Source organism: Streptomyces sp. NTH33 (assembly GCF_003236365.1).
GTDB lineage: Bacteria > Actinomycetota > Actinomycetes > Streptomycetales > Streptomycetaceae > Streptomyces.
In genome coordinates this window covers 1-14,659 of record NZ_POTZ01000141.1, presented here as the reverse complement: position 1 = coordinate 14,659, position 14,659 = coordinate 1, and the positions used below count along the sequence as shown (strand labels likewise).

The following is a 14,659-nucleotide window of genomic DNA, read 5'->3' as shown; positions in this document are numbered from 1 at the left end:
AGGCACGATGGCTCTCCTCCAGGGTGCGGGCTCGCACACCGTGCCGACTCCCGTGCTGACGCCACGGGGTTCGACGGCTCCTCCGTCGGTGTGACGTCCCGTGCGGCATCCGGTGTGATGTTCACCGCTGTGGGCGCGGGGACTGGGCAGCTACATTACCCATGAGTAGCATGGGGTCTGAGCGCGCGCTCAGCGCTGCGCGGCAGTGCCATCCCGCACCCTGGAGGAGAGCCATCGTGCCTCGTACCGTCAGGGACGTCGTCTTCGTCGACGGCGTCCGCACCCCGTTCGGCAAGGCGGGCCCGAAGGGCATCTACCACGAGACCCGAGCCGACGACCTCGTCGTGAAGGCGATCCGGGAGCTGCTGCGCCGCAACCCCGGCCTCGACCCGAAGAAGGTCGACGAGGTCGCCGTCGCCGCGACCACGCAGATCGGCGACCAGGGCCTGACCATCGGCCGCACCGCCGGCATCCTCGCGGGCCTGCCCACCTCGGTCCCCGGCTACTCGATCGACCGCATGTGCGCGGGCGCGCTGACCGCCGTGACCACCGTCTCCGGCTCCATCGCCTTCGGCGCGTACGACGTCGCCATCGCGGGCGGTGTCGAGCACATGGGCCGTCACCCGATGGGCGAGGGCGTGGACCCCAACCCGCGGTTCGTCAGCGAGAAGCTGGTCGATGAGTCCGCCCTGTTCATGGGCATGACCGCGGAGAACCTGCACGACCGCTACCCGCGGATCACCAAACTGCGTGCGGACGAGTACGCGGTGCGCTCGCAGGAGAAGGCCGCCAAGGCGTACGCCAACGGAAAGATCCAGGCCGACCTGGTCCCGATCTCCGTCCGTCGCACCACCCCCGAGGGCGGTGAGACCGGCTGGGGCCTGGTCACGGCCGACGAGCCGATGCGCCCGGGCACCACCCTGGAGAACCTGGCGAGCCTCAAGACGCCGTTCCGTGTGCACGGCCGGGTCACCGCGGGCAACGCGGCCGGCCTGAACGACGGCGCCACCGCCTCGATCATCGCGAGCGAGGAGTTCGCCCGCGCCAACGACCTGCCGGTCAAGATGCGCCTGGTCTCCTACGCCTTCGCGGGCGTGGAGCCGGAGGTCATGGGCTACGGCCCGATCCCGGCCACCGAGAAGGCGCTGGCCAAGGCGGGTCTCGGCATCGGCGACATCGGCCTGTTCGAGATCAACGAGGCCTTCGCCGTGCAGGTCCTGGCCTTCCTCGAGCACTACGGCATCGCGGACGACGACGCGCGCGTCAACCAGTACGGCGGCGCGATCGCCTTCGGCCACCCGCTGGCCTCCTCGGGCGTCCGCCTGATGACGCAGCTGGCCCGCCAGTTCGAGGAACAGCCCCAGGTCCGCTACGGCCTGACCACCATGTGCGTCGGCTTCGGCATGGGCGCCACGGTCATCTGGGAGAACCCGCACTTCGACGGAGGCAACAAGTGAGCACCACCGCTGAGCTGTTGAAGGGCGCGGCCGAGCTGTTCCCGGACGAGGTCGTCACGCAGGCGCACGTACGCCACTTCGACCTGCCTCTCGGTGCCGGGCGCTTCGCCCTCATCACCCTGGACAACGGCCTGGACCACACCAAGCCGACCACCTTCGGCCCGCAGTCGCTGGCGAACCTCGACGCCGCGATCGACCAGGTCGAGAAGGAGGCCGCGGACGGCGAGATCGCCGGCGTCGGCGTCACCGGCAAGCCGTTCATCTTCGCGGTCGGCGCCGACCTCAAGGGCGTGGAGCTGCTCAAGGAGCACGAGCACGCGCTGGCCATCGGCAAGGGCGGCCACGAGGTCTTCAAGCGCCTGTCCCAGCTGGCCGTCCCCACCTTCGCCTACTACAACGGCGCGGCGATGGGCGGCGGCGTCGAGGTCGGCCTGCACTGCACCTACCGCACGGTGTCCGCGGCCCTCCCCGCCTTCTCCCTCCCCGAGGTGTTCCTGGGCCTGGTCCCGGGCTGGGGCGGCTGCACGCTGCTGCCGAACCTGATCGGCGCGGACAGGGCCGTCACGGTCGTCATCGAGAACAGCCTCAACCAGAACAGGCAGCTCAAGGGCAAGCAGGTCTACGAACTCGGCATCGCCGACGCGCTGTTCGAGGGCGCGGACTTCCTGGAGCAGTCGCTGGTCTGGACGGCGTCCGTCCTCAAGGGCGAGATCGCGGTCGAGCGCCCGGCGATCGACCGCGGTGAGGCCTGGGACCAGGCCGTCGCGCGCGGCCGGTTCATCGCCGACTCCAAGGTGCACGGCGCGGCCCCGGCCGCCTACCGCGCCCTGGACATCATCGCCGCCGCGAAGAACGGCGACCTGCAGCAGGGCTTCGACGCCGAGGACCAGGCCCTCGCCGACCTGATCATGGGCGGCGAACTGCGCGCCGGCATCTACGCGTTCAACCTCGTCCAGAAGCGCGGCAAGCGCCCGGCGGGCGCCCCGGACAAGAGCCTCGCCCGCCCGGTGACGAAGGTCGGCGTGGTCGGCGCGGGCCTGATGGCCTCCCAGCTCGCCCTGCTCTTCCTGCGCCGCCTGGAGGTGCCGGTCGTCCTGACCGACATCGACCAGGAGCGCGTCGACAAGGGCGTGGGCTACGTCCACGCCGAGATCGACAAGCTGCTCGGCAAGGGCCGTATCAACCAGGACAAGGCCAACCGCCTCAAGGCGCTGGTGACGGGTGTCCTGGACAAGGCCGAGGGCTTCGCGGACGCCGACTTCGTCATCGAGGCCGTCTTCGAGGAGATCGGCGTCAAGCAGCAGGTGTTCGCGGAGGTCGAGGCGGTCGCCCCGGCGCACGCGATCCTGGCGACGAACACCTCCTCCCTGTCGGTGACGGAGATGGCCTCGAAGCTGAAGCACCCCGAGCGGGTCGTCGGCTTCCACTTCTTCAACCCGGTCGCGATCCTGCCGCTGCTGGAGATCGTCCGCGGCGAGAAGACGGACGACGCCTCGCTGGCGACCGCCTTCGCGGTGGCCAAGAAGCTGAAGAAGACCGCGGTGCTGGTCAAGGACGCCCCGGCGTTCGTGGTCAACCGCATCCTGACCCGCTTCATGGGCGAGATCCAGAACGTCATCGACGAGGGCACCCCGGTCGAGGTGGCGGAGAAGGCGGTGGAGCCGCTGGGCCTGCCGATGTCCCCGCTGGTCCTCCTCGAACTGGTCGGCCCGGCGATCGGCCTGCACGTCTCGGAGACCCTCAACAAGGCGTTCCCGGACCGCTTCAAGGTCTCCCCCAACCTCAAGGCGGTCGTCGAGGCCGGCAAGCGCGGCTTCTACGTCTACGACTCCGGCCGGCCCGAACTGGACCCGGAGGTCGCCGCGCTCCTGAAGCAGGGCGACGTGGTCCTGACGGAGGACCAGGTCCGCGCCCGTGTGCTGGACGCGGTGGCCCAGGAGATCGGCCTGATGCTCGACGAGGGCGTCGTCGCCGAGGCCCAGGACATCGACCTGTGCCTGATCACCGGCGCCGGCTGGCCCTTCCACCTGGGCGGCATCACGCCGTACCTGGACCGCGAGGGCGTCAGCGAGCGGGTGAACGGGAAGCGGTTCCTTCAGCCGGGGGTGGCGTCGGTTCCGGCGTAGCACCGGCCGCCATGTGAAGAGGGTCTCCGCTCGCTGCGGAGGCCCTCTTCGGACCAGCGCGTCGTGCGCCCTTCCGGAAGGCGCACCCCGCTCAGGACGCGTCTCGGAACAACACACCGGTTCCGCTTGCAGACCCCTCAAATGTGGTAGGCGGGCCGCCGACCTGCATGGGTCGGTTGGGCAGGAGGGGCGAGCACGGTGCCACGGAGTATGAGCGACATCGCGGTTTACGCAGGTCCACACCGTGCTACCACAACGACGGCTCCCAGAACCGGAATCAGCGTGTTGTTGATCTGCAAGCCCTTAGTGATTCCCTCCCTGGTACGGGGCCGTCTCCGCCCCGGCAGAGGTGTTCATGACGGTGAAGAGAACCCGGGTCACAGGTGACTCTCCGCCGGAGGCGTCCACCGCGAAGACGTCGACAACGTGCATGCCCCCGTTCCAGAGCCCGCTCGAATCCCACGACCAGCTGCCGTTCAGGGCGACCGCGGCACGCCCCAGCAGCACGCCGTTCTCCCGGAACCCCACCTGGGCGGCGCCTGCGGCGGACCCGGCGAACACCACCCGGGAGTCCATCACCTGCTCGTGGGCCATGGGCTCCAGCACCACTGGGGCGGACGGGCTCACCCCCACCGCCGACAGCACGGGACCCCGGTTCGGATGCGGCATCCCGGGACCCGCCGGAACGGGCGCGGCCGCGCCGTCGGCCGCCGTGAAGTTCACCTCGATCCGAGCCGACTGGAAACCCGCCGGATCCACCGCGTAGAGCTTCACGGGGTGCTCGCCCTCGCTCCAGGCCCTGCCCAGCTCCCAGGACCAGCTGCCGTCGGCGGCGACATCGGTTTGCCCCAGGTACTTGCCGTGCTCCCAGACGACCACTCGGACGGCGCCCCGGGCATGACCTGTGAACCGTACGGAGTCCCGGCGCACCTCCTCCCGCGGCACTGGCGCCGTCACCACGGGCGGCGGGAACTCCTCCCCTCTCACCACGGAGGTGGCGGTGAGGTAGGCGGTGATGGCTGACCGGTCGCGGTCAGGTTCCTCGTGCCCGTTGCGGACGTGGCCGAGGCGCGGTGGGAGGCCGTCCGCGAGCAGGTTCAGAATGCCCATGAGCGCGGGTACGTTGCGCCGGGTGACCTGGGTGTGGTCGGTGATGAACGGCGACTCGCTGTAGATGAAGTTGAAGTTCTCGTACCTCTGGAAGAGGCCCAGGAAGGGCTCCACCTGCTCCGGGTACTGCTCGTCCTGGGGCGAGGAGAGCAGGTAGATGTTCGCGGTGCGGTTGGCCTCGGAGCGGACCAGCTCGGGCAGGATCGCGTCCACGGCCCGCACGTTCTCCTCCGGCACCCCCTCCCCCAGCATGAAGGCGGCCACCCTGGGGTGGACCTTCCGCACATACGTCCCGATCAAGAACTGCGGCACGATGGAGACGATGTTGCGGAAGCCGTAGCGCAGCCCGAAGTGCAGTGCCGCGCTGCCGCCCTTCGAGCCGCCCCACATGGTGACGTCGTCCGGGGTGAGGGACAGGGCCTTCATGACGTTGAAGATCAGCGCGGCGACGGACTCCTCCAGCCTGAAATCCATCTCCTTGCACAGGTAGTAGCTGTTCGTCCCGTGGAACCGGTCACGGATCCACAGGATGTTGGCCCGCACGTTGTCGAAGACTCCGTTCGACCAGCCGTAGTCGTCGGGGGCCGAGAAGTTGGCGAAGACGACGACCAGGTGCCGGTTGCCGCTCTTGGCATGAGCGAAGCGGTATTCGACCGGGAACGTCCCCGAGGCTTCGATGCCGACGAGCGGTTGCCGGCCGTTCGCGGGTGCTTTGGGCATGTGCGTGAATCCAGTCTCTGATGTGCTGCGAACCCGGCTGGGCTCAGTACCCGGTGGCCGGCGCACCGGCCGAAACGTTCATGACGTGCGCACCCGACCGCGCCACCGCGTGCTCGGAGACGGTGAACCGGACATCGGTGCGTGCAGACTGGTAGCCGTTCGCGTCCACGGAGAAGAGTCTGACCACGTGGGGGCCCGTGCTCCACGGCTTGTCCCGGTTCCAGACCCAGCCACCGTCGGCGGCGACCGGAGCGGACGCCAGGTATGCGCCGTTCTCCCAGATGCTCACACGCACGGCTCCGGGCGCACGCCCCGCGAAGTGAACACCTTCGGGAGGCAGCAGCCCGTCCGCCGCGGGCACGGTCACGACGGGTGGGGCGAACGAGTTCTGCATCACCGAGGTCGACTTCAGATAGGCGTCGATCTGCGACTTGTCGGCGTCGGGTTCCTCGCACCGGTGGCGGGTGAGGCCGATACGGGGGGTGATTCCCTCGACGAGCAGGTAGGCGATCCCGAGCAGAGGCGGAGTGTTGCGCTGGGTCACTTTCCCGTGGTCGCTGATGAACGGGGACTCGCTGAAGATGAAGTTGAAGTTGCGGTAGCGCTGCAACAGCCCCAGGAACGGCTCCACCTGGCTGCTGTACTGCTCGTCCTGCGGCGAGGACACCAGGTAGATGTGCGCGTCCGGGTTCCCACCCGACTCCAGCAGGCCGGGCAGGACCGCGTCGAGGACACGGACGTTGTCGTCCGGCATCGCCTCACCCAGCATGTGCCGGCCGACGTCCGGATACACATCGCGTACGAACGTGCCGACCCGCAACTGCGGAACGCTGGCGACGATGTTGCGGAATCCGTACCTCAGGCCGAAGTACAGAGCCGCGCTTCCGCCTTTCGAGCTGCCCCAGAGGGTGACGTCGCCGGGTGTGAGTCCGAGGGAGCTCATCACCTTCGAGATGAGCCCGATCACGGAGCTCTCGACGGCGAAGTCCATGTCCTTGCACAGGTAGTAGGTGTTACCGCCGTCGAACCGGTCACGGATCCAGAGGATGTTGGACCGGAGATTGTCGAGGATGCCGGTGGCCCAGCCGTAGTCGTCCGGAGCGAAGAGGTTGGCGAAGACGACCATGAGGTGCCGGTTGCCGCTCCTCGCGTGGGAGAAACGGTACTCGACGGGGTAACCGCCAGAGACGTCTATCCCTTGGATCACCTGGCGGCCCTTCGCAGGTGCTTTAGGCATGATGAGGTTCCACTCTTTGGTGTTTGAAGGGCCGACCAGCCATGCTGTCCTGATGCCTTGGTCCATCCCCCGGCCCACGCCCGGCCGCCGCGGACGCAGGGCCGTTGCCGCCGCGGCGGTGCTGCTGGTCCTCGCCGCCGCCTTGACCGTGGCACAGACGTCCGAGCTGGCCCGGCCCTTCGCCTCGGAGCGGGCGCTCACCGTGGCGACCTGGAACATGTGCGGTGTGGAGCAGTGGAACTGCCGGGGAACCGGGAGCCGCGCCGCGAAGCGGGACGAACTGGAAGGGCTCGTCACCCGGTCCGGAGCCCGGGTGGTCTTCCTTCAGGAGGCCTGCGCCGGTGACCTGGAGACGGCACGTAAGTCCCTCGGTCGGTCCTGGTATATGGAGTTCCGGCCCTACGCCTGGCGCGACGTCTCGGGCCGCACCAGCGGCGTGCGCTGTGTCGGGCCCGGGCAGGGTGCCGCCGGTTTCGCGCTGCTCTCGTCGTACCGGCTGTCCGCCGTCACCGTGGTGGCCGCACAGCAGCCCTCCACAGGGCTGCGCCGGGGCATCCTCTGTGCCACGGTCGCGGCGCATGACGTCCGGGTGTGCACCGCCCATCTCAGCCCGCCGGGAAGCGACCGCGCCCACCCGGCCTGGGAGTTGCGCGATGACCAGCTCAGGGCACTGGCGACCGCGGTGCCCGCGCGGCGCACGGTCTACGGCGGTGACTTGAACGTGGACCCGCCGGGACCGCGCAACCCCGCCTCGTGGGTCTGGTCGGGCGGGCCCTACGGTACGCACCGGGAGTGCGACCAGGCATCTGCCTCGTCCCGTTCCGGCCGGGCCACCCATGTATCCGGGCACAAACTGGACTACTTGTTCACCGGCCTGCCCCGCATCCGGTGCACGGTACGCAACACCGGCGTGTCCGACCACTTCGCCCTGCTGCTCCGGGTACGGACCGGCTGAGGAGACACCGAGGGGACGCCCGTCCGGGCGTCTCGGAGTGCCGGGCATGGTGGCCGCCTCCGGCTGCTTCATGGGCGCGGTCATGGCTACCGACGGCTGTTCGGGACGGCCGGCCGTCGACGCGGCCCGCCAGGGACACGGCCGGTCGGCGTCACACGATCACGTCCTCGTACGCCCGGCCGTCGCCCGACTGCGGTGGCGCGGACCGTCCGAACGGCTGCTGACGGCCTGCGGGCGTCATCTCCGTTGCCTGGGAAGGAGCCGCGGGCCGGGACTGACCGACCGGGGAGGGGCGTTGCGCCGGATCCGGTTGGAGCGGCATCGCATTCACCATCGCACCCGCCCCGGCCTGGGGCTGCTGCGCGGTACGCCGTGACGGGACGAACCAGGCCTGGGCGTCCCACTGGAGCGGGGTGAGCGCGCGGCCCGCGTGCCGGGTGTCGACCGTGCCGACCGCCGGAGCGTGCGCGTCCTCAGGTGCGAGATCGCCACCCGCGACCAGCATGCGGTCGGCGAGTCGCGCGGAGGCATACCCGTCGTCCAGGTCGCAGAATTCACGCTGGAACCAGCGGTAGCGCTCGGCGTAGGCGTCCTGGATGTCGTCGATGGCGCGGATGGCGGTCACCAGCTCCTCGGACGTGGACAGCAGGGGCCCGGGCGCGCTGCGCTCGAAGTCGAAATAGAAGCCGCGCAGGGTGTCGCGGTAGTGGTCGAGGTCGTAGGTGAAGAAGAGGATCGGGCGGCCGGTGTTGACGTAGTCGAACATCAGGGACGAGTAATCCGTGATCATCACGTCGGTGATGAGCGAGAGGTCCGCCATGTCCGGGTAGTCGGAGACGTCGAACACGAAGCCGTCACCGGCCCCCGGGACGGGGTCCACCACGTTGGGATGGCGGCGGACCAGGAGCACGTGGTCGGCGCCCAGCCGAGCGCGGGCGTCCTCGAGGTCGATGCGGAAGTCGAGCTTGTACTTTCCCGGTGCGTAGAACTGGTCGTCGCGCCAGGTGGGGGCGTACATCACGACGCGCTTGTCCCTGGGCAGCCCGATGCGCCGGCGAATCCACTGCTCGCGCTGCTCCGTGCCAGGACGGCACAGGATGTCGTTGCGCGGGTAGCCGCACTCGACCATCTCGCCCGGGAAGCCGAAGGCGCGCTTGAGGATCGGGGTGGAGAAGCTGTTGGGCGAGACCAGCATGTCCCAGTTCTGCACCTCCTTCTCGACCCGTTCCAGGTAGCGCTGATCGGCGAAGTGGATGGCCTCGATGTCGTGGCCGATCTTCTTCAGCGGGGTACCGTGCCAGGTCTGCACGACCACCTGGCCCTCACGCTTGACGAACCAGTCGGGGAGGTGGTTGTTGGCGACGATGTACCGGCTGGTGGCCAGGGCCTCGTACCACTCGGGGGACCACATGCGGACGGCGGTGACGCTCGAGGGGAGCGGAACCTGGTCGTCGCGCACGACCCACAGGTGGTCGAGGCGGGCTCCGCGCCGGAGCAGTTCCTCGTGCAGGGCCCGGGGGCTGTCGGAATACTGGGTGCCCTTGAAGGTGTCGAAGAGCACCGCGGGGCGCACCGGTGTGCGACGGGCCGCCGGATAGGCCTTGGTGCGCAGCAGTTTCTGGCGGTACGGGCCGCGGGCGTGGTCGGGCATGGCGGAGTGGACGAGCAGGCTCAGACGGTCGTAGGCCTCCGCCTGGAGTTCGTAGCGGCGCTCCTTCTCCCCGTACTCCTGCGGGAGCGCGGCCACGAGATCCTGTTCGATCTTCACCATCAGGTCTTCGAGCCGGTCCTCGCGGGCCACCGCGGAGAGGTCCTGGCGGCGCAGGAAGAAGTCCCAGCGGCCGGCCGCGAGCGGGATGTCGCCGCCCAGGGTCCGCATTGCGGCCGGGGTCAGCACGCAGCGGAAGTTCCTGCCGTCCCAGACGAGGGGGACGTTGCGTTCGGCGCCATGCACCCGCGAGCGCACGACCATGTGGGCGGAGCGGTATTCGGACTCGGAGAGCCGGTCCATGACCGCGTACCGGCCGTTGATCTCCAGCGAGCCGCCCTCACGCCAGGCGATGCTGGTCGCTATGGGCAGGGTCGCGCGCTCGAACAGGACCAAATAGCCGGAGCCGTTACGGTGCACGACGACCTCGCGATCACCTTCGCGGGTCTGCAGCGAGGCGGGCATGCGGTAGTGCCCGTCGGCCATGTCCTCGGCCATGACCGGGTAGATCGTCATCTTCCGGCCCTCGACATGGAAGGTGGTCTTCCAGCCGTTGCTGCCCATGCTCCAGGACTGCGGGATCTCCGCCTCGTCCTGGGCCTTGGCCCGGAACCCCGGGACGAGGGTGCTCAGCGGCAGCCGGGTGGTGAAGGTGCACCAGCCCTCACCGCCGGGAGTAAAGCGCACCCAGGCGTCGTGGCAGCCGGCACCGCCCATGCTGGTGACCCGGAACTTGCCCCATTCGGGCACGGTGGGGCCGAGGTAGACGCCTCGCAGTTCGAGCTGTTCACCGACGAGGCGGTGTCCGGTGATACGGCAGCGCACGATCTCCACGCGCAGCTTGAGCTTGCCCTGCACGAACAGCGGCAGGACGCGCGTGTTGCGGTCGACGTACCGGTACTGCGGGTTGGCCGCGCTGCCCGCGGCGCCCCGGTCGATGCCCCGGTACCGGAACAGCCCGCGGCTGAGAACACCGGCGGCGACGTCCCAGGTGCCTTCGACCCACTTGTCCTTGTGCTTCAGACGGCTCGTGTCGAAGTGTGCCTCAAAGCCGGCCCAGTCGTAGCAGTAACGATTCTGTTGTGACTGCTCGGTGGCCTGCGGTGCATAGGTGGTCTTCGCCGAAGCGATGAGCGTGCGCCCCTGCTTCTTGTTGCGCAGCGCGATCGCCTTCACCGACATGTGCTTCTTGTGCACGTTGATGAAACGGATGTATGCCGTGCCGGTGAGCGTCAGCAGATCGGAGTCGGAGTTCCATCTGGCCCCGGTGAGCGAACCGTGCAGGGACAATTCCTTGTCGAGACGGTACGCCTTCTTGTCCAGGCCCACCTCCCGGTCCCCGAGGTAGGGGTACTTCAAGTAGCGGTGGAAGCGGCGGTGTACGGGCATGGGGCCGCCGCGCCGCTCGAACTCGATGACTTCGAGAAGTTCGACCAGTCGCCCTGCCCGCACCAAGTGCCACTTGACCCGGGCGTCCGCGGGCAGTTCGTCGATGATGGTGAGGTCGGCTTCGTCGAGGAACTCGTTGGCCCACTGCATGAAGGCCTCGCGGTACTCCTCGTCGGCTTCCGGCAGTACCTTCAGATGGAGCATCAGGTCGGACTTCAGGCAGGCGAGGTCGTACTTGCGCTTGCTCTCCTCGTACTGACCCGAGCGCGGATCGGCGAGGAAGCGGCTGACCGACTGCACCGCCGACACCCGGTCGCGCAGATTGGACAGTTCGGTGTGGCGCTGCGTGATCGAGGGGGCCGCCCCGCCCTCCCGGCGCCGCCAGAAGTAGACGATGTCTGTGATGACATCGACCTTCTCGGCTCGGAAATGGGCGAACATGTTAACCCAGGAGTCCTCGTACAGGACGCCCTCGGGGAACTCGATGGAGTGGTGGTCCCAGAAGGACCGCCGGAACACTTTGTTCCAGACGGTGCGGTCGTAGATCAGCGCATCGAACCTGGTGATGTGGGTGCCGCGCCGGTTCTTCTGCATCGGCCCCTTGTGCAGCGGGGACTGCCACTTCTTCGTGGAGTTCATCATCTGCACGTTGCCGGAGACGAAGTCCGAGCCGGACTCCTCCAGGGTGCGCACCAGCAGTTCGTAGGTGTACTCGGGGATGACGTCATCGCCGTCGACGAAGGCGAGGAACTCACCCTTGGGGTGCATCGTGCGCAGGCCGGTGTTGCGGGCGTGGCCGGGGCCGTACGGCTCCTGACGGATGAGCCGGAAGCGCGGGTCACGGGCGCAGAAGCCTTCGGCGATCCCGGTGGACTTGTCGGTGGAGCCGTCGTCGACGAGGATCACCTCGAAGTCGCGGAACGACTGGCGCGCTATCGACTCCAGGCACTCTGCGAGGTAGACCTCCACGTCCTGAAACGGAACGACAACACTCAGACGCGGATGGACCGCCAATTCGTACTCCTACCCACACACTTCGCCCACTGGACGACACACCGCCCCCACAGCGGACGCCCACCCCTGTTCGGCGTGCCCGACCGGCTCCCTGGCCGCTTAGGACATCGCGCAATCCCGTGATCTTTGGTGAAGCCCCCCCCAACCGCCGATCATAAGTTCGACATCTTAGGTGAATCTTAAGCAAGGTCAAGAGAGATCAACGCGCCGTACCGACGAGCCGCCCCAAGGCCTCCCCCCGCAAGACCCGCCGGTCGAGTTGCCTATAGTTCTCCCACTGCATTGACCACACAGTGGGCCGGCCTCCCCCCCACCGGGCCCTGCCACTCCGCTGGCGCGGAGCCCGTAAGGAGAGGAACCGAACACGATGTCGAACACGACAGAATCCCGGCGTGCCCCGAAGGCACCGGTCGCCGGACGTCCCCCTCGCACCAGGAGACGCTGGGGACGCATCGTGCTGTTGACACTGCTGGTGCTGGTGCTGGCCGCAGGAGGCATCGGCTACTGGCTCTACGACAACCTCGACGGCAACATCAAGGATGTCGACATTGACAAGGCCATCGGCGACGACCGGCCCGAGAAACTGCCCACCTCCGGGCAGAACGTGCTGATCCTGGGTTCCGACTCGCGTGCCGGCGCGAACGCCGCGCTGGACACCGGCAAAGTCGCCGGCGCCCGCTCCGACACCGCGCTGGTGATGCACATACCCGAGGGCCGCACCAAGGCCGTCGCCATCAGCATCCCCCGCGACACCCTGGTCACCCGCCCCGAGTGCACGAAGTCCGACGGCACCACGGCGGCGTCGGCGCAGCGCGTGATGTTCAACTCCATCTACGCACAGGTCGGCCCGGCCTGCGTAGTGAAGACAGTGGAGCAGATCTCCGGCATCCGCATGGACCACTACGTGGAGATAGACTTCGCCGGCTTCAAAGGCCTGGTGGACGCGATAGACGGGGTCACCGTCACTGTCGACCAGGACATCCACGACAAGTCCAGCGGCCTCAACCTGACCGCCGGCACCCACCGCCTGGACGGCACCCAGTCCCTGCAGTTCGTCCGCACCCGGCACGGCGTCGGTGACGGCAGCGACCTCGGCCGCATCGGCCTTCAGCAGCAGTTCATGCTGGCCCTGCTGAGCGAGATCAAGAAGCAGGACCTCCTGGGCAGCCCCACCAAGGCGTACAAGGTCGCTGACGAACTCACCGCGGCCCTCACCACCGACTCCGAACTCGCCTCGCTCACGAAGCTGGCGGAGTTCGGGCGCAGCCTGAATGGCGTCGACCCCTCCAGCATGGAAACGATCATGCTGCCGGTGGCCTACGACAAGATCGACCCCAACCGGGTGGTGGCCGCGGAGCCGCAGGCGACGCAACTGTGGAAGGCGCTCCGCAACGACACCGAGATCCCCGAGTCCGCGAAGAAGTCCCCGGCGACCGGCGGTTGACCCTCACGGCGGGGCCGCCCTCGCCCAGCAGTCAGTCCCCGCAAAAAAGGGGGGAATGTCAGAGTCGGCGCCAGCGTGTGAGGGTCAGTCCGGCGCCGGCCTCCTGGCGTGCCACCTTCGGCACGCCGTCGGGGCCGATCAGCGCCATGACCACCCGTCCGCGCCTGTCCCGGGCCAAGGCAGGAACCCCTTGACAGAGCTCCGCCAGGTCATACCACCAGAAGCCGTCCACCTCCTTCCCGGGGGCGCCCAAGCCGAGCACCGCGGACCCCTCAGGACCGCGGTGGGCCAGCAGAACCCAGTCGCCGCCGTCCAGCGAGGTGCGCAGCGTCGCATACGGCCCCTCGGTCGCGGATCCGCCCAGTGCAACGGGCGAGCCGCCCGCCCGCCAGACTGCGGCGCCACCGGAGACGGCGTCCGCCCAGAGAAAGGCGGGCCGGTCCGGAGTGGTCTCCAGTGCGGCGACTGTGCCCGGGACCGGGCTCAGCGAGAAGCCCCGTGGGCCCGTGAACTCACCACCCGGCTCCAGTTGGCGCCAGACGAGCACTCCCGTCTCGGCCGCGACACAGACCTCGATCCGTCCACCGGCGAGGACCACCGCCGCAGGCAGTGCGTCGACACCGGCGCCCCGCAGGTCCTCCCAGGGCCGCCACTTGCCGTTCGGGGTTTCACGACGCAGCATCAGGCCGCCCTGGGCACCACGGACGAAGACATGAACGGTGCCGTCCGGCGCGATCGCGCCCACCGGCGGCCCCAGTCGCGCGCCCTCCTCCCGGTCCTGCTGAGGGTTGCCCAGCGAGCGCCAGTCGGTGAAGGCGCGCCCTGTCTGATACTGGATGGCGTGGACGATGTCGATGGTCCGCGAGCCGTCCGCACCGGCGCGCTTCCTGCGACCGAGAAAGTGCACGTAGGTGTCGGCGCCCTGCACCACTGTCAGATGAGTCAGCCCGGCCACGGCCACGAAGTACGGTCCGCTCCACTCGGGACCACCGGCGACGGCTTCCGTCCAGCGCAACAGTCCGCCGTCGGTTGGGGCGTAGAGACTGAGCCGGCCGTCCTTGCCGAGAGTGAGCCAGGTACCGTGGGCGGCCCCGGACGCGCCCCGTCCCCGCTCCGCGACAGCGGGCCCGTCCGCGGGAGCGGCTCCCACGAAGTCTGCCGGCCTTCTCCGCATGGCCTGGTGCACCTTCCTGTAGCCCTCCGTATCACTGATACGGGACCCCTGAAACTCGGAACATCATAAGCAATTCGTTCACCAGTTCCCCGGACGCTGCTCGCACACCTTGCCTGGACAACGCCCGGCCGACCGCTTCCCAGGTCGTCGATCTCGGACCCGGCGGTGGTCGCCGGTCGCCGACCCGGGCAGACTGCAGCGCTGGTGGGAACGGCTGAGCACCGGCGCCAGTCTCGGCAAGCCCGTGGAAACGGTAGGCCGGCTCACCACGGAGCGAACCCGCGCCCGGCCCCGACCGGAAGGACCCCCGGATGCCGACCCTGCC

Annotated in this window: 8 protein-coding genes; 4 read left to right on the top strand and 4 right to left on the bottom strand. The window is 68.6% G+C overall.

Annotated features, from left to right (window positions below):
* The first annotated feature begins 236 nt into the window (after nucleotides 1-236).
* The gene (locus C1I97_RS15930) at nucleotides 237-1,457 is read left to right on the top strand and encodes a thiolase family protein (protein WP_111003880.1); all 1,221 of its coding nucleotides are present in this window, start codon (nucleotides 237-239) and stop codon (nucleotides 1,455-1,457) included.
* Entirely contained in the window at nucleotides 1,454-3,583 is a 2,130-nt protein-coding gene (locus C1I97_RS15925) for a 3-hydroxyacyl-CoA dehydrogenase NAD-binding domain-containing protein (RefSeq protein ID WP_111003879.1), read from the top strand. The genes C1I97_RS15930 and C1I97_RS15925 overlap by 4 nt, the downstream gene beginning before the upstream one ends.
* Nucleotides 3,584-3,886: 303 nt before the next feature.
* On the opposite strand, the gene C1I97_RS15920 is transcribed toward C1I97_RS15925, so the two are convergent.
* Nucleotides 3,887-5,413, bottom strand: a complete 1,527-nt coding sequence (locus C1I97_RS15920; RefSeq protein WP_111003878.1) for a hypothetical protein — start codon at nucleotides 5,411-5,413, stop codon at nucleotides 3,887-3,889.
* Nucleotides 5,414-5,456: 43 nt separating this feature from the next.
* Nucleotides 5,457-6,650: a hypothetical protein gene (locus tag C1I97_RS15915; protein WP_181446744.1), complete on the bottom strand. Its 1,194-nt coding sequence runs from the start codon at nucleotides 6,648-6,650 to the stop codon at nucleotides 5,457-5,459.
* A gap of 52 nt (nucleotides 6,651-6,702) precedes the next feature.
* Between C1I97_RS15915 and C1I97_RS15910 the strand changes: the two genes are divergently transcribed.
* Nucleotides 6,703-7,605, top strand: a complete 903-nt coding sequence (locus C1I97_RS15910) for an endonuclease/exonuclease/phosphatase family protein (protein WP_111003877.1) — start codon at nucleotides 6,703-6,705, stop codon at nucleotides 7,603-7,605.
* 151 nt (nucleotides 7,606-7,756) lie between these two features.
* Here C1I97_RS15910 and C1I97_RS15905 read toward each other — a convergent pair whose 3' ends face one another.
* The gene (locus C1I97_RS15905) at nucleotides 7,757-11,671 is read right to left on the bottom strand and encodes a bifunctional glycosyltransferase/CDP-glycerol:glycerophosphate glycerophosphotransferase (protein WP_258382593.1); all 3,915 of its coding nucleotides are present in this window, start codon (nucleotides 11,669-11,671) and stop codon (nucleotides 7,757-7,759) included.
* Nucleotides 11,672-12,083: 412 nt separating this feature from the next.
* On the opposite strand from C1I97_RS15905, the gene C1I97_RS15900 reads away from it, so the two are divergent.
* Nucleotides 12,084-13,160 carry an LCP family protein gene (locus C1I97_RS15900; RefSeq protein WP_111003875.1) on the top strand — a complete coding sequence of 359 codons (1,077 nt, stop codon included), beginning with the start codon at nucleotides 12,084-12,086 and terminating at the stop codon, nucleotides 13,158-13,160.
* Between the two features lie 58 nt (nucleotides 13,161-13,218).
* Here C1I97_RS15900 and C1I97_RS15895 read toward each other — a convergent pair whose 3' ends face one another.
* On the bottom strand, nucleotides 13,219-14,334 hold the full coding sequence (locus C1I97_RS15895; RefSeq protein ID WP_111003874.1) for a hypothetical protein: 1,116 nt from the start codon (nucleotides 14,332-14,334) through the stop codon (nucleotides 13,219-13,221).
* Nucleotides 14,335-14,659 lie beyond the last annotated feature (325 nt).

Bases quoted from the DNA above. Each gene is read 5' to 3' on its own strand.
- C1I97_RS15915 (WP_181446744.1), bottom strand. From the start codon at position 6,650: ATGCCTAAAGCACCTGCGAAGGGCCGCCAGGTGATCCAAGGGATAGAC.
- C1I97_RS15910 (WP_111003877.1), top strand. From the start codon at position 6,703: ATGCCTTGGTCCATCCCCCGGCCCACGCCCGGCCGCCGCGGACGCAGG.
- C1I97_RS15900 (WP_111003875.1), top strand. From the start codon at position 12,084: ATGTCGAACACGACAGAATCCCGGCGTGCCCCGAAGGCACCGGTCGCC.
- C1I97_RS15895 (WP_111003874.1), bottom strand. From the start codon at position 14,334: ATGCGGAGAAGGCCGGCAGACTTCGTGGGAGCCGCTCCCGCGGACGGG.
- C1I97_RS15920 (WP_111003878.1), bottom strand. From the start codon at position 5,413: ATGCCCAAAGCACCCGCGAACGGCCGGCAACCGCTCGTCGGCATCGAA.